Source organism: Ignavibacteria bacterium (assembly GCA_041649015.1).
Classification (GTDB): Bacteria; Bacteroidota; Ignavibacteria; order Tepidaquicellales; family Tepidaquicellaceae; genus CAIKZJ01.
In genome coordinates, this window is the sequence record JBAZNU010000004.1 from 148,361 (window position 1) to 169,157 (window position 20,797).

Here is a 20,797-nt window from a genome sequence, read left to right on the forward strand (position 1 = left end):
CTCATAAATAAAATTTATCTGAAGTAATGTGTTTAAGGAAAAGAAATTTTCCTTAAACATTATTACTTTTTATTGTATTTATATTCGCAAATAATCTAATTTAAAAATAAATGGAATTAAAAGGTGTTTTATCAGGCTTAAAACCCCTCAACGCAAAAAACAACAGATTAACGTTCTCAAAATCTGACATTCATAAAGATCCACCGGATCTCCTTAACGTGCAGCTGCAGTCTTATAAGGATTTCTTACAGGAAGATGTTCCTATCAGCAAGAGAAAAGCTATTGGACTTCAAAAAGTATTTGAGGACAATTTCCCAATAACGGATTCAAGGGAAACTGCATTATTAGAATTTGTAGAATATTTTATTGAAAAACCACCTTACACTATAATAGAGTGTCAGGAACAGGGACTTACTTATTCGGTACCTGTTAAGGTTAAATTAAGATTATCTACAAAACCTAACTCAGCTGCAAAAGAATACAACTATGTTCTCGAACAGGATGTGTACTTAGGTCAGTTACCTTACATGACCCCGAGAGGCAGTTTTATCATAAACGGTGCCGAACGAGTTATTGTAAGTCAGCTTCACAGGTCACCGGGCGTTGTATTCAATGAATCTACTCACGCTAACGGAACAGAATTATTTTCAGCTCGTGTAATTCCTTATAAAGGTTCTTGGGTGGAATTTACAACAGATATAAATGACCTTCTTTATGCGTATGTAGATAGAAAGAAAAAATTCTATTTCTCTACTTTGTTAAGAGCATTATCTATTAACGACAAGGTTAAGATGATGGAATTGTTCAATCTTATAGAAGAGGTAACGATTAACGACAGATCGTATCTTGACTTTGTTGGCCGGATAACTGTTGAGCCTGTAATTGATAAAGAAACCGGTGAAGAATTTGGTATTGATACCGGTACTATTCTAACCGAGGAACATTTAATCTCCATTTTAAACGGGAAACTGAAATCACTTAATTTACTTAAAGCTGATTGTACTGACGGTGAAAGGGTAATATTTAATACGATTATTGAAGACGAAGAAGAAGAATTAGCAGAGAAACCAGCTGAGCCGATGACGGCAAAAGAAAAGAAAGCTGCTCAGCTCATTGCTGAAGCAGAAGGCGAAAGTGCTAGAAGTTATATCGAAAAGCAATTCTTTAATCCTAAAAAATATGATTTAGGCGAAGTTGGACGTTATAAAATAAACAGAAAACTGGAACTTAATATTGATGAGAATACAACCATTCTCACATTAGAAGATATTAAGAAAATCATTGAATATATAAGGGACCTTGTTGACGGGAGGAAAGAAGTTGATGATATTGACCATTTAGGAAATCGTAGAGTTCGTACCGTTAATGAACAGTTATCTCAGCAGTTCGGACTCGGTCTTTCGAGAATGATTAGAACTATTAGAGAAAAAATGAGTATTCATGACGAAGAAAATTTAACTCCTTTAAGGCTTGTCAGTTCAAGACCTATTACCAGTGCTTTATCTTCCTTCTTCGGAACAAGCCAGCTTTCACAGTTTATGGATCAGACCAATCCATTATCAGAGATGACTCACAAGAGAAGAATCTCTGCTCTTGGTCCGGGTGGTCTTTCAAGAGAAAGAGCCGGCTTCGAAGTAAGAGACGTACATTATACACATTACGGAAGATTATGTCCAATCGAAACTCCTGAAGGTCCAAATATTGGTCTTATATCTTCTTTGTGTATTCACTCGAGGGTTAATGAACTCGGTTTCATTGAAACACCTTACAGGAAAGTTGAAGACGGAAAAGTATCTACCGATATCGAATTTATTTCTGCGGATATAGAAGATGATTACAAAATTGCACAGGCTAATGAACCTCTGGACGCAAAAGGAAATTTCTTGAATAAGAAAGTTAAATCAAGATTTAAAGGTGATTTTCCGTTAGAAGAAGGAAAGCACGTTGACTATATGGATGTTGCAACAAACCAGATTGTAAGTGCTGCTGCGGCGTTAATACCGTTTTTGGAACATGACGATGCTAACAGAGCACTGATGGGAAGCAATATGCAGCGTCAGGCAGTACCTTTATTAAGACCTCAGTCTCCTATAGTAGGAACAGGATTTGAGGAAATTGTTGCACGTGATTCACGCTCAATGATAGTTGCTGAAGCAGATGGTGTAATCGAATACATTTCCTCAGATAAGATTATTGTTAAATATAACATAAGAGAAGATTCGGAAGAAAGTTTATTAAGTTTTGAAGATAAGAGAACAGTAGAATATAAACTTGTTAAGTTTTTGAGAACTAATCAGGATACTTCAATTAATCAGAGACCTATTGTTAGAGAAGGTCAAAGAGTTAAAAAAGGTGATATTCTTGCTGACGGTTCCTCAACCGAGAATGGTGAATTAGCGCTTGGCAGGAATATTCTTGTAGCATTCATGCCGTGGAGAGGATTTAATTTTGAGGACGCTATAGTTATTAGTGAAAAAGTAGTATCAAAAGATATATTCACTTCGGTTCATATTGAAGAATTCAGTCTCGAAGTAAGAGATACAAAGAGAGGTGAAGAAGAATTAACAAAAGAAATTCCAAACGTTAGTGAAGAAGCAACAAAAGATCTTGATGAGAACGGAATTGTCAGAATTGGCGCAGAAGTTAAAGAAGGTGATATACTTATAGGTAAAGTAACTCCTAAAGGTGAGACTGAACCTACACCCGAGGAAAAACTTCTTAGGGCTATATTCGGAGATAAAGCAGGTGATGTTAAGGATGCTTCTTTAAAAGCTCCTCCGGGATTGAAGGGAATTGTTATTAATAGAAAATTATTCTCCAGAAAAACCAAGGATTCAGAAGGCAAAAGAGAAGAAAAGAAAAGAATTGATAAATTTGAATCTGAGAGAAAGAAAGAGATTAAAGAGCTTAACTTAAAACTTGCAGAAAAACTTGGTATATTACTCGATGGTAAAGATTCTGAAGGGATAAGAGATACAAAAGGAAATATTATAATCAGAAGAAACTATACATTTAAGAGGGAAACATTCACAAACCTTTTAATTAATGATAACATTGATTTAAGAGATCTTGACACAGAAAGTGATTGGTCTAATAGCAAGAGAGCCAATTCAATGATAATAGATATTTTCAAGAATTATCAGTACAAGTATGTTGAGATAGAAGAAAAATACAAAAGACTTAAAGTTAAAGTAACTTTGGGAGATGAACTACCTAATGGTGTTGTTAAACTTGCAAAAGTTTACGTCGCAAAGAAAAGAAAATTATCGGTTGGTGATAAAATGGCTGGCAGACACGGAAACAAAGGAGTGGTTGCCAAAATTGTATCTCCCGAAGATATGCCATTTATGCCTGATGGCAGACCTGTAGATATAGTTCTCAATCCTCTCGGTGTTCCTTCACGTATGAACCTCGGTCAGTTGTACGAAACTGCATTGGGCTGGGTAGGAAAACTAAATGGGGTTAAATTTGCAACACCCATATTTGATGGTGCTTCTGTTGAAGAAATAATTAAGTCGTTAGAACAATCAGGTTTACCCAATAATTCTCGTTCTGATTTATACGATGGAATGACCGGCATTAAGTTTGATCAGCAGGTTACTATAGGATATATTTATATGTTAAAGTTATCTCACCTTGTTGATGATAAGATTCATGCTCGTTCGATCGGACCTTATTCACTGATTACTCAGCAGCCTCTTGGTGGTAAAGCTCAGTTTGGTGGACAAAGATTCGGAGAGATGGAGTGCTGGGCATTGCAAGGATACGGAGCTTCTCATATCTTGAGGGAAATGCTGACAGTTAAGAGTGATGATGTGATCGGTAGAAGCAAGGTGTATGAAGCAATTATTAAGGGTGAAAATCTTCCTGAACCTAATATACCAGAAGCTTTCAACGTCATAATGAAGGAATTACAAGGACTTGGTCTAGATATTAATATTGATTAATTCAAACAGTAAAAGAAATTAAATTTATTTAAATATATGCCAATTAAACCCGAACAAAAGAGGAAACGCTTTTCAAAAATAACGATAAACGTTGCCTCTACGGATACAATAATATCAAATTCTTATGGTGAAGTTACTAAGCCTGAGACTATAAATTACAGAACTTTTAAACCAGACAAAGACGGTTTATTCTGTGAAAAGATTTTCGGTCCTGTAAAAGACTGGGAATGTCACTGCGGTAAATACAGAGGCATAAGATACAAAGGTATTGTGTGTGACAGATGTGGTGTTGAGATTAACATGAAAAATGTCAGACGAGAAAGGATGGGGCATATTTCTTTATGTGTACCCGTTGTACATATTTGGTATTTCAGGTCATTACCATCCAAGATTGGATACGTGTTAGGTATTACATCAAAAGATCTGGAGAAGATTATATATTATGAGTCATACGTTGTAATTAATCCTGGTAAGTCAAGGTTCAAAAAGAATGAATTGATATCGGAAGAGGATTATTTAGAAGAATTAGCGAAGATGCCAGAGGATAATCAGTTTCTGGATGACGATGATAAAAACAAGTTTTTGGTTGACCAGGGTGGCAAAGCTGTTAAAGAGATGTTAAGAAGAGTTATTATCAATGAAGAAATATCAAGACTCCGAGCTGAATTACAGGATGAACCTTCAGCTGTGAAGAAAGCTGAAAATATAAAGAGGCTAAGAGTACTTGAATCTTTTAAGCTGAAACCGGATGGTAAACCAAATAAACCTGAGTGGATGGTATTTGATGTTATTCCTGTAATACCTCCGGAATTGAGACCTTTAGTACCTTTAGAAGGCGGCAGGTTTGCAACAAGTGATTTGAATGATTTGTACAGAAGAGTAATTATCAGAAACAACAGATTAAAAAGATTAATAGATATAAAAGCACCGGAAGTAATTCTGAGAAATGAAAAGAGAATGCTTCAAGAGGCTGTTGATGCGTTACTCGACAATTCGAGAAGAGTCACAGCGGTAAGGGCAGAAAACAGAGCTTTGAAATCTTTATCGGATATTCTGAAAGGCAAGCAAGGAAGATTCCGTCAGAATTTGTTAGGTAAAAGAGTTGACTATTCAGGTCGTTCAGTTATTGTTGTCGGTCCGGATTTAAAGCTGCATCAGTGTGGTATTCCAAAGGATATGGCTCTTGAATTATTTAAGCCTTTTGTAATAAGAAGGCTTATTGACAGGGATTACGTAAAAACAGTAAAAAGTGCTAAAAAACTGATAGATAAAAGAACTCCTGAAGTATGGGATATTCTTGAGAACGTAATAGACGGACATCCTGTATTGCTAAACCGTGCACCAACGTTACACAGGCTAAGTATACAAGCATTTCAACCGGTACTTATCGAAGGAAAAGCAATTACACTTCATCCTTTCGTCTGTACAGCATTTAACGCTGATTTTGACGGTGACCAGATGGCAGTTCACGTTCCTTTATCTTATGATGCACAGCTTGAGGCAACAATCTTGATGTTATCAACTCATAATATTCTGTCGCCTCAGAATGGTAATCCGATTATTGTTCCTAATCAGGAATTGGTTCTTGGATGCTATTATCTGACAAAAGACCTTAAGGGAGATAAAGGAGAAGGAAAATTATTTTCTTCGCCAAAGGAATTATTGGTTGCAGTAAACAATAAAGTAGTTGGTTTACATGCAAGGATAAAGATAAGAATTAAGGGTGAATTAATAGAAACTACTGCAGGACGTGTAATCTTTAATGAAATAGTACCTGAAGAAATTCCTTTTATTAATGAACTTCTGAGAAAGAAGAAAATCATTTCGATAATCGGAATGATATATAGAAAAGTAGGAAATCAAAAAACTGCTATATTCTTAGACAAACTTAAAGAACTTGGATTTAAGTATGCTACAGAAGGCGGTTTATCCGTAAATATTGATGATATTGAAGTTCCGAGTACGAAGAAAAGAATAATTGAAGAAGCATTAGCTAAAGTAGATTCAATTGAAAGACAAAAGAATAAAGGTATAATCTCCGAAAATGAGAGGTATAATAAGGTTATTGATAACTGGACTCACGTTCGTGACCAGGTTAAGAACGACCTTATGGATAATCTTCGCAAATCTAAGAAAGGATTTAATTCTTTGCACATGATGATTGATTCCGGTGCAAGAGGTTCAGCTGAGCAGGTGAGCCAGCTTGCGGGTATGAGAGGTCTTATGCAGAAACCGCAAAAATCTTTAACAGGACAGGCTGGAGAAATTATTGAAAATCCGATTATTGCGAATTTTAAAGAAGGTTTGTCAATACTTGAATATTTTATTTCAACGCATGGTGCCAGAAAAGGTCTTGCGGATACAGCATTAAAAACTGCTGACGCAGGTTATCTTACAAGAAGACTTGTCGATGTTGCTCAAGACGTAATAATCACTGAGAAAGATTGTGGTACTATAAGAGGAGTATATACTGAAGCACTTAAAGAGGGTGAAGATATAAAGGAACCACTTACTGAAAGAATTCTTGGAAGAGTTACAACTCATGATGTTATAAATCCTTTGACAAAGGAAATAATAGTAAAAACGGGTGATGAGATCGATGAAGATAAAGTGAAAATTATTTCTGAGTTACCTATCACGGGTGTTGAAATTCGTTCAGTTTTAACCTGTGAATCAAAACGGGGTGTCTGCACTAAATGTTACGGCAGGGATTTATCAACAAGCAAAATGGTGAATGTAGGTGAAGCTGTCGGTATTATTGCTGCACAGTCTATCGGCGAACCGGGAACTCAGCTAACACTTAGAACATTCCACATTGGCGGTACAGCAAGTAAAATTGTAACACAATCAGAAATTACTTCAAAGTTTGAAGGAAAGGTAGTATTTGAAAATTTCAAGATTGTCGAATACATAACACCTGCTGATGTTCAGCATATTTCATTAAGTAGGAATGGTGTTATAAATATTGTAGACGACAAGAAGAATATTTTAACTAAATATCAGGTTCCTTACGGTTCAAAATTAAAAGTAAAACATAACGAAAAAGTAACTAAAGATCAGAAACTTTATGAGTGGGATCCTTATAATTCTGTAATTGTTGCTGAACATAACGGAACACTTAAGTATCAAGACCTTGAAGAAGGCAAGCAGTATGAGTTGGTAGTTGACGATTTAGGCAATCTTCAAAAAACAGTTATAGAAAGTAAAGACAAAACAAAGAGTCCTACATTACAGATTGTGAGTAATAAGGGTAAAGTTTTGAGTTCGTATCTTATTCCTGCAAAAGCAAACCTTTCATTTGCTGATGGTGAGGAAATAAAAGCAGGAACTATAATTGCTAAAATTCCAAGAGATTCAGGTAAGACTCGAGATATTACAGGCGGTTTACCCAGAGTTACAGAATTGTTTGAAGCAAGAAGTCCTGCCGACCCTGCAAAGATTGCAGAGATTGACGGTAAAGTTGAAATCGGTAAGATATCAAGAGGAAGCAGAGAAGTCCTGTTATCAAGCCAGGATGGATCAAAGAAAATTGATTACAGAATACCTGTTTCAAAGCATATTCTTGTAAGAAGTGGTGATTATGTATCTGCAGGTGAACCGTTAACCGGCGGTGCTTTTGACCCAGTTGATATTTTGAAGATTAAAGGTGTTTCTGAAGTTCAGGAATATCTTGTTAACGAAATTCAGGAGGTTTACAGAATACAGGGCGTAAAAATAAATGATAAACACATTGAGGTTATTGTAAGGCAAATGCTTCAAAAGGTTAAAGTTACAAGCTCCGGTGATACAACATTCCTTGAAGGCGACGTTATACATAAGAATACTTTTGCTGAAGGAAATGAAAGAATTCGTGGAATGGTGGTTGTAACCGATAAGGGTGACAGTGATGCGGTTTCCATAGGTGAGCTTTTGCCGAAAAAAGCTGTTAAAGAACTAAATTCATTGTTAAAGAAAAAGAATAAAACAGGTATTAAAACGAGAGATGCAGTTCCTGCGACGGCTGATGCGGTATTGTTGGGAATAACACAGACATCGTTATCTACTGACAGCTTCATTTCAGCAGCTTCATTCCAGGAGACTACAAGAGTTCTGACTGATGCAGCAATTAAAGGCAAGGTCGATTATTTACTTGGACTAAAAGAAAACGTTATTATCGGTCAGATAATTCCAGCCGGTACAGGTTTAAGGAAATATAAAGAATTAATTGTTTCGCATATTGATAAGCACTCAATGGAAGAATTTAGTGATGTTGTTGAAGAAAAAGAAAAAGTCAAAAAAGAATACGAGATATAAAAGTATTTTGAATATGAATAAAAAGGGGCTGGGAACAGCCCTTTTTGTTTTTCAATAAAACTATTAGAATTAAGAGTACCGTTTCCCTTTCAATGTTTATCTTAAAAATAAATATCCTTCCTTTTCGTTTCAAACACCAATTTTATTAAAGACATAAATGGTATAGCTATATAAATTATTGAAAGTTCGAATTGATTTGGTTTATCGACACATTCCTTTGCGAATATACACCTTACCACTTTAATTATATGATATATTATATACTTAAGGATAATCCGAAAGAGAAAGTAGTATATTTTGGGTATTCGAATAGGATATATCTATATCGCAGGCATATCGCAGGCATATCGCAGACATATCGCAGGCATACATAAAAAAGCGACTTTTTGAGAATGCAGGGAACAAAATTTTGAAGTTTTCTTTAATTATGCGCTATTTCCAAAATTCTCAATAAATATTGTTTATCAGGAAGGAATTTTGATAGCGAATCAAAAAGGGGTACCTTTGTATATTAGGAGAAAAATATAACTGCTTATCATCAATAATCTTCTTATTAAAAAATAATTCTATAAATTTCAAAGAAATCTGTTTGACTTTAAATATAATTTATGTATTTTTGTAGTGGGATAAAGTGGGATAAAGTGGCTTTAATTCCCAATTTAATTTAAAATAAAGTCATAATATTGTTTCAAGGACATTCAATAGTCGTATTAGATTCGAAATCGAGGATTGTACTTCCTACGAAGTTCAGAAGTAAAATGTCTCCAGAATCGAATAATAAAATTGTTCTTACCAGAGGACTAAACGGCTGTCTTATGTTATATCCACTTGATGAATGGGAAAGGGTAAAAATAGGTCTAATGAAATATAACGTCTTCGATGAAGAAGAGAGAAGTTTTATGCGACAATTCATGATGTATGTACATGAATGTGATTTGGACTCTCACAACAGATTTTTACTGCCCTCCCAACTAATCGAGTTTGCTCATATCAAAAAAGATGTGCTTCTCCTTGGAATGTTACAGAACATTGAAATATGGAATCCGGAACTGAAGTTAGAACTTGATAATAGAAGTCCGGAAACATTTGAAAGTGTTGCTCAAAAGGTAGCTGAGAAGTTTTTAAATAAAAGCAATAATTAATATTTAAATTACATATTTCTTTGATTTCGGTTTACCATACACCGGTCCTTATGGACACAGCAATATATTATTTGATAAATCCTCTTATCAAAGAAGAAATTATTGTAGACGGGACTTTAGGAGGCGGCGGTTATACTGAATCCATTCTGAATATAATTTCAGACAAAGGGAAAGTAATAAGTATAGACAAAGATTTAAATGCACTTGAATACTCAAAGGCAAGATTCAAGAACACAAACAAAAATTTGTATATACTGAATGATAATTTTGCAAATGTACGAGGTATTGCGACTGAACTTAATCTTAATTCAATAACCGGATTGGTTTTAGATTTAGGATTATCAACATATCAACTTAACAGCGAGGATGGATTCAGTTTTTTAAAAGACACCCCTCTGGATATGCGAGCCGACAAAGAGTCCGAGAAAACTGCTTCAGAAATAGTCAACGAATACAGCGAGAGAGAACTGACTAATATATTCGAAACGTACGGAGAAATAAAGAATGCAAAAAGACTTTCGAAGGCAATCGTTGAAGGCAGAAGGAAAAATCGTATAACAGCTACAACAGAATTTGTCAAGATAGTGCAGAGAGAATATGAAATGAAAAAGGATATACCTGTTAAATTTTTCTCAAAGATTTTTCAAGCATTGAGAATCGAAGTAAATAATGAACTGAGTGATTTATCAAAAGTGCTTGAAGATGCATTAGATATGATGCAAGACGGCGGCAGGATAGTTGTTGTTTCATATCATTCTTTAGAGGACAGAATCGTTAAAAATTTTTTCAGGAATCAAAAGCGAGATGACAGAGAGATTAAAATTCTAACTAAAAAGGTAATTAAGCCAGAATATAACGAAGTAAAAAATAATAGTCGTGCGCGAAGCGCAAAATTAAGAGCAGCTGAGGTAGTCTTGAAATGAGACAAAACAAAGAAAAGAAAATATCAATATTTATGCTAATAATCTCATTTCTGATTATATCTTCACTCTCGGTAATTCTGATTAATACTATTATTTCAGTAAATAATTTAATACAAGATGTTAGTTCGGTTAAAGAAGAGCTGAGTTTAGCTACAGAAATAAATAACACACTAAAAATAGAAATTGAGAAGTTGAGTTCTTTTGACAGAATACGAAAATTAGCGGAAGACAGAATTGGGCTTAAAGTAAATGAACAATCGTTTGTTAATGACAGATACTTTAGAAATCAGAGCAAAGAGGATTGAAATATTTAAACTTAAATAAGGACGCAGCCAGATTCAGAAAAAGAATTAATTTTACTTTAGCAGTAATTTTATTAATGTTATTTATTGTTATTGGAAGGCTTATTACGCTGCAAATTGTTGATTCTGAAAAATACTCAATAATAGCAAAGAAACAGTCACAGACGAGGGAAATCATATCTCCTTTAAGAGGTATAATATTTGACAGGAATATGAATCCATTTGTCTCAAATATTTATAAAGTATCGGTTATTGTAGATCCTTACAAGTTGAAAAATCCTGACACTGTTGCAACATTACTTTCAGGAGTATTTGGAAAAACAAAGCAAGAATATTTAGAAAAATTATTAAACAAGAACGAATCATCATTTTATATTGAGAGAAAAGCTGCGGTGAATGATTTAAAGGGACTCGATACTGTAAGAATAGAAGGTTTCGAAGTGTTTAAAGATCCTTCAAGGTACTACAATATGGGGCAAACCGCATCACAAATAATAGGATATAATGATTTAGACAACAAGGGAGTGAGCGGAATAGAACTTTCATTCAATAAAGACATGACCGGAAAAGATGGATATATGATATCAAGAAAAGACGGAAGAGGGAATAAGAGACAGGATATTAATTATATTCAAAAAGAACCGGAATCGGGTGCAAACGTTGTTTTAACGATTGATAAAAACATTCAACAAATTGCAGAAGAGGAACTTGCAAGTGGAATAAGTTCATATAATGCGGCGAAAGGAAAAGCAGTTATAGTATCGATAAAAACAGGTGAAATATTGGGTATGTGTACATATCCAACTTTTGATCCAAATAATATAAAGAGGGAAGATACTGCAGGGATGAAAAATTCAGTAATCTCAGACATATATGAACCGGGTTCAACTTTCAAATTAATAACAGCGGCAGCAACGATAGAAGAGAAGTTGAGTAATGCAAACAGTGTTATAAATACAGAAAGTGGGCGTTATAATGTCTACGGTATGGAGATAGTTGATTCTTACTCAGCATCATCTCTGACTTTTCAGGAGGCGGTGGAAAAATCAAGTAATATAGGATTTGTTAAAATGTCACAGAAACTCGGTGCAGAAAGATTCTTTAAGTATGCAAGAGATTTTGGATTTGGTATATATACCGGTATCGAATTAAACGGTGAGAATAGAGGATATTTAAAGAGACCAATAGATTTTACAAACGGTTCTCTTGAATACATGTCAATAGGTTATCAGGTAGCGATAAACGCACTTCAGTTAACGATGGCTTATTCAGCTATAGCAAATAACGGCATGCTGATGAAACCATATATCTTAAAAAAGATTGTTAGTCCAGACGGCAGGATTTTACAGGAAGGCATGCCGTCTCCAGTAAGGCAAGTAGTATCCGTTGAAACAGCGAAGGAATTAACCCGACTACTAAAAGGAGTAGTCGAAAGAGGAACTGGAGTTGATGCAAAGATAGAAAGAATCTCGATTGCGGGCAAGACAGGCACAACACAAAAATTGGTTGATGGTGAATATTCAAGCAGTTCACACATTTCATCTTTTGTAGGTTATTTTCCGGCTGATAACCCGGAAATTATTATAACAGTAATAATAGATGAACCAAAGAATGGGTATTATGGCGGAAAAGTAGCAGCGCCGGTATTTCAAAGAATTGCATCAAGATTGATTGATTATGTTGGAAAATCAAACGGATATAAAGATGAATACATGGTCAGTAATAATATGCAAAACAATAACATAGAAGCTGCAGGAAATACAAAGATAATACCTAATCTCGTGAATATGAGAATCAAAGATGCCCAAGAAATACTTAAAGAAAGAAATATTGAATTTATTGTGAATAAGGAATTAAGCAAAAGTGTGTCTGACGAGCAAGTTGTCTATAATCAAGAGCCTTCATACGGCAGTGTATATCATGATGGAACCGTAGTGAAGTTATTTATATCAGAAAAGAATAATTTAAATGAAGCAAGTTTTATTATACCAGATGTGAAGAACATGAGTCTTAGAAAAGCAATTAATAAACTTGTATCTGCAGGATTTATCATTGATGTAGATGGAAGTGGAGAAGTTGTTGATGTATATCCAAAAACAGGAACGAAAGTTGCTTCAAATAATAAAGTAATTTTATTTTGCAAAGAGAAAAACTGATGTTATTAAGTGAGTTATTAAATATTAATGGTTTAAGAAAATCTGAATCAATAAAAGATTTTGAAGTTCAGGGTCTAAGTCTTGATTCAAGAAATGTACAAAAAGGGTATATCTTCTTTTCGATTAAGGGAAGCAAAGCAAATGGCAGGCAATTTGTTGAACAGGCGGTGAGTAATGGAGCTGAATTTATTATAGCAGAATCAGATTACAGAAAAGAATATGATGGGATTGAAAATATTATATTTGTCGATAAGATAAGAATAGCAATGGCAGAGATGAGCAGTGCATACTATGGTAATCCATCGAAGAAAGTTAAAGTAATAGGAATTACAGGTACTAACGGAAAGACTACTATATCATACATTATAAAAAGTATTTTAGAAAAAGCAGGTTATAAATGCGGGCTGCTTGGTACTATAAGTTATATAACAGGGGATACGAAAACGGAAACAGCAAGGTTAACAACTCCAGATTCTATTGAATTGAATAAAATGCTCGCTGAAATGGCTGAAAACAAAATGGATTATTGCATTATGGAGGTATCTTCAATTGCTTTAACGAATTACAGAGTACATAATATTGAATTCGATACTGCAATATTCACTAATCTTACGAGTGAACATATGGATTTACACATTAACATGCAAAATTATTTTGAAGCTAAAAAGATACTTTTTGATAATCTTAAGAATGGAAATCCGGCAATATCAAACTCAGATGATAAATATGGTATAAGGATACTGGAAGATTGTCAAGGATTGAAGAGACTATATTCAATTAACGAAGATTCTGATTTGCAAGCCCACAATCTTAAAATCAATTTAGATGGGCTTGAATTCAGCATAAAACATAACGGAAAAACCTATTTAGTTGAATCGACTCTTACCGGCAGATTCAACATCTATAATCTACTGGCAGGAATACTGTTTGGTTTGGAAAAACAAATACCAATTGAGACAATTCTTAGTTCTGTAAAAACTTTTCAAGCTGCAAAAGGCAGATTTAACCGTACAATGCTTCCAAATGGTGCCTGTGCAATAGTAGATTATTCCCACACTTCGGATTCATTAAAGAATGCTATTGAAGCAGCTGTTGAGATAAGGAATGCAGGATTTTCGAAAGGAAGAATTATTACAATTTTTGGGTGCGGAGGAGACAGAGATAAAACAAAAAGACCTATTATGGGTAAGATAGCAGCGGATTTATCGGATTTAATTATAGTTACCTCTGACAATCCACGTACGGAAAATCCCGAAGATATTGTAAAAGATATATTAACCGGAATCACAGGAAAAAACAATTTTCTGGTAGAAGTAAACAGAGAAAAAGCAATAAAAAAAGGTCTCGGTATGTCAAAAAAAGGTGATATCATCCTTGTATGCGGGAAAGGACACGAAACTTATCAAGAGATAAACGGAGTAAAAAGTCATTTTGATGATCAGGAAATAATAATTCAAAATATAGGTGCAGCGGAAATATGATATTAATAGATGACATATTGAAAGTAAAAGGCAGTTTAAAGAACTATAAGAATACTTATAACAAGAAGTATAAAAGAGTAAGTATTAATTCTTTAGACGTTAAAAAGGGTGAGATATTTTTTGCGATAAAAGGTGAGAAGAATGACGGACACAAATATATAGATGATGTAATAAAAAGAAAAGCAGGATTAATTTTTGTAAACAATAAGTGGTATAGCAAAAACAAGAAGGAATACACAAATAGTGTATTCTATGTAGTTAAAGATACTACAATTGCCTTAGGAGAGTTAGCTCATTATCACAAGAGCAGGATGGGTATCCCAATACTTGGTGTAGCGGGAAGCAACGGTAAAACAACGACAAAAGATATTATAAGCAGTGTCTTATCGAGTAAATTTGAAGTACTGAAAACCGAGGGAAATTTTAATAACCATATCGGTTTACCATTGACCTTATTAAGGATACAGGATACACATAACTTTTGTGTTGTAGAACTTGGCAGCAATCATTTTAAGGAGCTTAATTATTTATGTAAGATTGCTGAACCAGATTTTGGATTAATAACAAACATTGGTAAAGAACATCTTGAATTTTTTAAGAATATAAAGGGAGTCGCCAAGGAAGAATTTACTCTATTCGATTATGTCGGTAATAACGGTTCTGTATGCTTCTATAATTTAGATGATGCACTAATAAAAAATTATAAGGAGACACACAATTACAATGCGTTTACATATTCTTACAAATACTCTTCGGATGTAAAAGGAAATAATTTAGGTTATGACAAAAAATTTAGTCCGCTAATTAAATATGAATACAAAGGGAAAAAATATAATGTTCGAGTAAATACATTCGGTAAACACTCATTTTTTAATGGTTTAGCTGCAATAGCGGTGGGACTATACTTTGGAGTTGACCCAAAACATATTTCGATTACACTCAACAATTTAGAAAGTATAAGCCAGAAAAGAATGGAGTATTTTGAGTGTTCCGGAATAAAAGTAATTAATGATACGTATAACAGCAATCCATGTTCAGTAAAACTGGGGCTGGAGACGGTTAAAGAATTTTTTACAAAAGGAAAGAAACATATTGTGATTTCAGATATGCTTGAAATGGGAAGCAATTCGATAAATGAACATTATGAAATAGGGAAATTAATCAATCGATATAAATTTGATTTTGTGTATACATACGGAAAAATGTCATATCATACATTTAAGGGCTGCAAAGGAATGAGAAACAATTTTTATTTTGAGACTAAGGAGGATTTAATTGAATTTGTAAAACTCAATACAGCAAAGGATGATATTGTATATTTTAAGGGCTCAAGGGGAATGAACATGGAAGAAGTTGTTAGCAAGGTATTTAAAACTAAAATCATAAACAAATAATGTTATATCTATTAGCAGAATATTTAGAATCGCATTTTAGTCCACCAGGTTTCAATATTTTTAAATATCTGACATTCAGGTCTGCATTAGCTGCCATTACCGCATTACTTCTAACGTTCTATGTAGGTCCCAAAGTATTAAAGTTACTGAAGAAAAAGCAGATTGGAGAAGCAAAGAAGGAAGACGGACCGAAATTTCACTGGTCAAAAGCCGGTACCCCTACAATGGGCGGATTGATAATACTTATGTCCGGTTTGATACCTGTTTTGTTATGGGGAGACTTACGGAATATCTACATTTTACTCGTGCTGTTTACTACCATAATCCTCGGGATGGTTGGATTTTTAGATGATTATTTGAAAGTAGTGAAGAAGTATAAAAAAGGACTTGTAGCAAAATACAAGCTTGCAGGGCAGGTATTTGTCGGATTAATTGTTGGTTTAGTAATATATTTTGCACCTCAGTTTGAAGGAATAAACACAATCACTACAATTCCATTTTTAAAGAATTACGAATTTGATTTTGCATATTTATACGTCCCCATAATAATATTCATAATAACAGCGACCTCTAATGCGGTAAATCTTACTGACGGATTAGATGGACTTGCAACAGGCACAGTCGGAATCGTGTTTTTTACATTAGGTATAATTGCGTATATATCCGGAAATATAGAATTATCAAAATACCTGAACATCATATACTTAAGAGGAAACGGAGAGCTTGTTGTTTTTTGTACAGCGTTTGCAGGGGCAGCAATAGGATTTTTGTGGTACAATTCTTACCCTGCACAGATATTTATGGGTGACACTGGATCGTTAGCATTAGGAGGAGCAATAGGGATGCTGAGCATTCTTGTTAAGAAAGAATTTCTTTTACCACTTCTTGGGGGAATTTTTTTTGCCGAGACAGTATCGGTTCTAATGCAAAGATATTATTTTAAATATACAAGGAAAAAATATGGCGAGGGAAAACGAATATTTCTTATGGCACCATTACATCATCATTACGAAATGAAGGGGATACCCGAGCCAAAGATAGTATTGAGGTTCTATATAATTGCTGTGCTTTTAGCAGTGATGACTTTAGCAACATTTAAAATCAGGTAATGAATATTAAAAATGATATAATAAATAAGAAGATTACGGTTTTAGGAGCAGGCCGAAGTGGTATTGGTATAGCAAAACTACTTACGAGAAATAAAGCTGCGGTTTTTGTGAGCGATTCTTCTCCAAAAGAAAAACTTATGTACTTTGATGAAAAGGTTTTCCAAAATTATTCTATAGATTACGAAATAGGTCGAAATAGTGATAAAATCTATGATTCAGAAATTTTTGTAGTAAGCCCTGGAATTTCACCAAATTCAGATGTATTAAAGAAAGCTGTAAAAAAGAATATTAAAATATTAAGTGAGGTTGAAGTTTCGTCCTATTTTTGTGAAGTACCGACAATTGCTATAACAGGTACAAACGGAAAAACCACAACCACAGAATTAACCGGAGCAATACTCAGAGAAGCGGGATATGATGTATATATTTGCGGTAATGTAGGGCTGGCATTTTCAGAAATTATACCGAAACTTAGCTCCGATTCAGTAGTTGTGATAGAAGTGAGTAGTTTCCAACTCGAATATACGGTAGACTTTAAACCAAGAGTTGCGATGATACTTAACATAACTCCGGATCATATAGACTGGCATCTTAGTTTTGAAAATTATGTTAATGCTAAATTTAAAATTTGTAGAAATCAAAGTGCTGATGACCTTACAATTATTAATTATGACGATAGTATTCTGAAAAACGAGATAAAGAATTTAAAATCTACTATGGGTGCTTTTAGTAAGGATAAAATTATTAATGATAAAATTGCGGTGAAATGTTTTCTGGAGGATAGTGAAATAAAATATATGGAGGAATCAATAAATAACATAATAAGAAAGGATGAAATTTTATTAAGAGGGACTCATAATATTATGAACTCGATGGCAGCGATACTTGCTGTTAAGAAATTTAATGTGAATAATGATGTGATTAAGAAAGTACTTAGGAATTTTAAGGGAGTGGAGCACAGAATCGAATTCGTGAGGGAAATTGACGGAGTACGATATTACAATGATTCGAAAGCAACGAATTATGATTCACTTTATGTAGCACTCGAGAGTTTTGATAAAAATATTATACTAATAATGGGAGGCAAAAAAGGAGCTGAAAATTTTGAGACAGTAGATGCCTTGATAAAAGACAGGGTTAAGTTTATTTGTGCAATAGGTCAAAGTTGTTCTTCTATTAGCGACCACTACAAGGATATTAAAACCGTAAATAATTTTGATACTTTAGAAGAGGCGGTCAAATTTGCAAAGAATAATTCTGTGAGAGGGGATTATGTACTTTTCTCCCCTGGTTATAAGAGTTTTGATATGTTCAATAATTTTGAACACAGAGGCGAAGTTTTTAAAAGTATAGTGAGTACATTGAAATGAAAAAGGTTAATTATAAAATAGATATATACATCCTGATACCGGTTTTATTACTGATTTTTTTCAGTATAGCACTTGTTTATAGTGCAAGTTCTGATTATGCTTCTACGAAATTCGCAGACTCGAGTTATTTATTAAAATCACATTTGTTCAAAGTTTTAATATCGCTTGTTTTATTCTTCTTTGCAGTCAAAATAGATTACAGGATATATCAAGATACTAGTAAGTTTGTGGTTATTGGTGCAATTATATTATTGATTATTGTTCTTTTTACTACTTCATCAGTAAATAATGTTAACAGATGGTTGTACATAGGTCCGTTAAGTATTCAACCATCAGATATAGCCAAATATGCATTGATATTACACATCTCATCATTGCTAGTAAAGAAGGAGACATATTTAGGTAATTTGTACAGAGGTTATTTACCAATAGTTTTTTATGTTTTGTTGATATGCGGTCTAATTGCAATCCAGCCAAATTTTTCTACTTCGGTAATTGTTTTCATGTCATCCATTCTGCTAATGCTTACATCAAAAATAAAGTTCAAACATATAGCAGTTACAATAGTATCGTTAATACCGTTTGCTATATTGTTTGTGCTATCAAAATCTTACATGCTTGCCCGTATTGAGAACTTCGCAGAATTCAGTTCAAAAGGGACAGCCCAACATCAGTTAAATCAGGCAATAATAGGACTTGGAAATGGGGGATTGCTTGGAGTAGGTATGGGCAACTCTGTTCAGAAAGAGTTTTTTCTTCCAGAGTCATACGGAGATTTTATTTTTGCCATTATGGGTGAAGAATATGGTTTCATCGGTACATTATTTGTTGTGTTACTTTTCATGTTATTTCTTATAAGAGGATACAAGACCTCAAAAGAAGTAACAGATCCATTTGGAAAGTATCTTGCATTTGGAATTACTACAATAATATTACTTTATGCGGTTGTAAACATGTCAGTTGCAAGCGGAATATTTCCTACAACAGGAGTCCCTATACCGTTTGTCAGTTTTGGCGGTACTGCTTTGATATTTAATTCGATAGCGGCGGGTGTCTTAGTGAATATATCTTCATTTCGTGATAGAAATATTAACTCAGTTCAGATGAATGAGGTAAGAATATGAGAGTTATAATGACAGGAGGGGGAACAGGTGGACATATATTCCCGGCATTGGCGATTGCAGACGAGTTAAAGAATAGAGAATCAGATTCATGTATCAAGTTTATCGGTGCAAAAGGTAAGATGGAGGAAGTAATAGTACCGGAGAATAATTATGAGATAGCACTAATTGAAGTAGTCGGGCTTAATAGAAAGAATATGCTTAAGAATATTAATTTTATACTGAGATATTATACTTCATTAAGAAAGTGCAAGAAAATAATTAAAGACTTTAAACCTGATGTAGTTATTGGAACGGGCGGATACGTAACAGGTCCGGTTGTGTCGTCAGCCGTAAATCTTGGTGTTCCCAGTATTATTCAAGAAGGTAACTCGTATCCAGGTAAAGTAATAAAATATCTTGCACCAAAAGTAAATAAAGTTATAGTGAATTTTGAAGAAACAAGGGATTATCTAAAAAGGAAAGACAATGTTGTACAAATATCCTATCCCGTTAGGAATAAAATAAAATCAATAAATAAAGAAGATGCATTGAAATTCTTCGAAATAACAAATAGGTATAAAACAATTTTTGTTTTTGGAGGTAGTCAGGGTGCAAAAGCCATTAATGAAGTGTTGGAATCGAAAATAGAAAAGTTATCTAACGAAAGTATAAATATTATATGGCAGACCGGAAAAGCCAATTATGAAAGAATTTCAAATAAGTTTAAAAATATAAGTGATAGGATTAAAATATATGGATTTATAAATGATATGGATAAAGCCTATGCAGCATCAGATTTAGTGATTTGCAGGGCCGGAATAAGCAGTATAATGGAGCTTAGTCTTACTTCTAAACCGGCAATACTTATACCATATCCATACGCTGCGGAAAATCATCAAGAACTAAACGCAAAGTCATTAGTTGAAAGGAGTTCGGCGGTAATGATAAGAGAGGATGAAATAAGGGAAACATTGATTGAGAAAATCAAATCTTTGTTGTTTGATGAGGATAAGCTGAGAATGCTGAGTAATAACATATCAAAAATATACGATACTGAATCACCTTCAAAAATTTACAAAGAAATTAAAAGTATACTAAAATGACAGAGCAAGTAAAAATATTTAAAGCAAGATTAGATTATTATTATAAGCTTCTAGTAATATACTTTTCTTTCCTGATTGCTTATGCGATGTTAAGAGGTACTATTATTGCAAAAGAGTTTACAATAGTTCTGCATGATCCAATACTATACATTACTGCATTTTTTGTTGTTTATACATTTCTTGCATATCTGATAAGTGTAATAAAATCTAAGGAATTACACTTTTATGACATTAGATTTGAAATAAAAAACAGGTTCGGAAAGAGGGAAATATTTTATAAAGATATTGTCTATGTAAAATTCTCAAGAGAAAGAAGAAAATACAAAGCAGGAAAAAGCAGTGTAAAAAGAGTCAGAATAAAATTAGTGAATAGAAAGAAATTATTAAGAATAAGATTAAGTGAGTTCAACGATGAAAAGAAACTTTATGAAGAGTTTTATAAACTTATTAAGCATTCATAATGCCCTATAAGTA

At 33.7% G+C, this 20,797-nt stretch carries 13 protein-coding genes; all 13 read left to right on the forward strand.

Annotated elements, in window-relative coordinates; translation table 11 throughout:
- The first annotated feature begins 110 nt into the window (after positions 1 to 110).
- Positions 111 to 3,947 (forward strand): DNA-directed RNA polymerase subunit beta, encoded by a 3,837-nt coding sequence (gene rpoB, locus WC644_08450; protein MFA5011972.1) that lies wholly within the window; start codon positions 111 to 113, stop codon positions 3,945 to 3,947.
- 36 nt (positions 3,948 to 3,983) lie between these two features.
- Complete coding sequence (rpoC, locus tag WC644_08455; protein MFA5011973.1) at positions 3,984 to 8,240, forward strand: DNA-directed RNA polymerase subunit beta'; 4,257 nt, start codon at positions 3,984 to 3,986, stop codon at positions 8,238 to 8,240.
- Positions 8,241 to 8,923: 683 nt separating this feature from the next.
- Positions 8,924 to 9,382, forward strand: a complete 459-nt coding sequence (mraZ, locus tag WC644_08460) for a division/cell wall cluster transcriptional repressor MraZ (protein MFA5011974.1) — start codon at positions 8,924 to 8,926, stop codon at positions 9,380 to 9,382.
- A 20-nt stretch (positions 9,383 to 9,402) separates the two neighbouring features.
- Positions 9,403 to 10,305: a 16S rRNA (cytosine(1402)-N(4))-methyltransferase RsmH gene (gene rsmH, locus WC644_08465; GenBank protein MFA5011975.1), complete on the forward strand. Its 903-nt coding sequence runs from the start codon at positions 9,403 to 9,405 to the stop codon at positions 10,303 to 10,305.
- Positions 10,302 to 10,610, forward strand: a complete 309-nt coding sequence (locus WC644_08470) for a hypothetical protein (GenBank protein MFA5011976.1) — start codon at positions 10,302 to 10,304, stop codon at positions 10,608 to 10,610. The genes rsmH and WC644_08470 overlap by 4 nt, the downstream gene beginning before the upstream one ends.
- A complete protein-coding gene (locus WC644_08475) occupies positions 10,607 to 12,763 on the forward strand; it encodes a penicillin-binding transpeptidase domain-containing protein (protein ID MFA5011977.1) in 2,157 nt (718 codons plus the stop codon). The genes WC644_08470 and WC644_08475 overlap by 4 nt, the downstream gene beginning before the upstream one ends.
- Positions 12,763 to 14,244, forward strand: a complete 1,482-nt coding sequence (locus WC644_08480) for a UDP-N-acetylmuramoyl-L-alanyl-D-glutamate--2,6-diaminopimelate ligase (protein ID MFA5011978.1) — start codon at positions 12,763 to 12,765, stop codon at positions 14,242 to 14,244. Before WC644_08475 ends, WC644_08480 begins: the two co-directional genes overlap by 1 nt.
- Positions 14,241 to 15,638, forward strand: coding sequence for a UDP-N-acetylmuramoyl-tripeptide--D-alanyl-D-alanine ligase (gene murF, locus WC644_08485; GenBank protein ID MFA5011979.1), 1,398 nt, complete (start codon positions 14,241 to 14,243; stop codon positions 15,636 to 15,638). The genes WC644_08480 and murF overlap by 4 nt, the downstream gene beginning before the upstream one ends.
- Positions 15,638 to 16,747: a phospho-N-acetylmuramoyl-pentapeptide-transferase gene (gene mraY, locus WC644_08490; GenBank protein ID MFA5011980.1), complete on the forward strand. Its 1,110-nt coding sequence runs from the start codon at positions 15,638 to 15,640 to the stop codon at positions 16,745 to 16,747. Before murF ends, mraY begins: the two co-directional genes overlap by 1 nt.
- Positions 16,747 to 18,117, forward strand: a complete 1,371-nt coding sequence (gene murD / locus WC644_08495; protein MFA5011981.1) for a UDP-N-acetylmuramoyl-L-alanine--D-glutamate ligase — start codon at positions 16,747 to 16,749, stop codon at positions 18,115 to 18,117. Before mraY ends, murD begins: the two co-directional genes overlap by 1 nt.
- The gene (locus WC644_08500) at positions 18,114 to 19,241 is read left to right on the forward strand and encodes a putative peptidoglycan glycosyltransferase FtsW (protein ID MFA5011982.1); all 1,128 of its coding nucleotides are present in this window, start codon (positions 18,114 to 18,116) and stop codon (positions 19,239 to 19,241) included. The genes murD and WC644_08500 overlap by 4 nt, the downstream gene beginning before the upstream one ends.
- Positions 19,238 to 20,323, forward strand: a complete 1,086-nt coding sequence (murG, locus tag WC644_08505) for an undecaprenyldiphospho-muramoylpentapeptide beta-N-acetylglucosaminyltransferase (GenBank protein ID MFA5011983.1) — start codon at positions 19,238 to 19,240, stop codon at positions 20,321 to 20,323. Before WC644_08500 ends, murG begins: the two co-directional genes overlap by 4 nt.
- Positions 20,320 to 20,784 carry a hypothetical protein gene (locus WC644_08510; protein ID MFA5011984.1) on the forward strand — a complete coding sequence of 155 codons (465 nt, stop codon included), beginning with the start codon at positions 20,320 to 20,322 and terminating at the stop codon, positions 20,782 to 20,784. The genes murG and WC644_08510 overlap by 4 nt, the downstream gene beginning before the upstream one ends.
- Positions 20,785 to 20,797 lie beyond the last annotated feature (13 nt).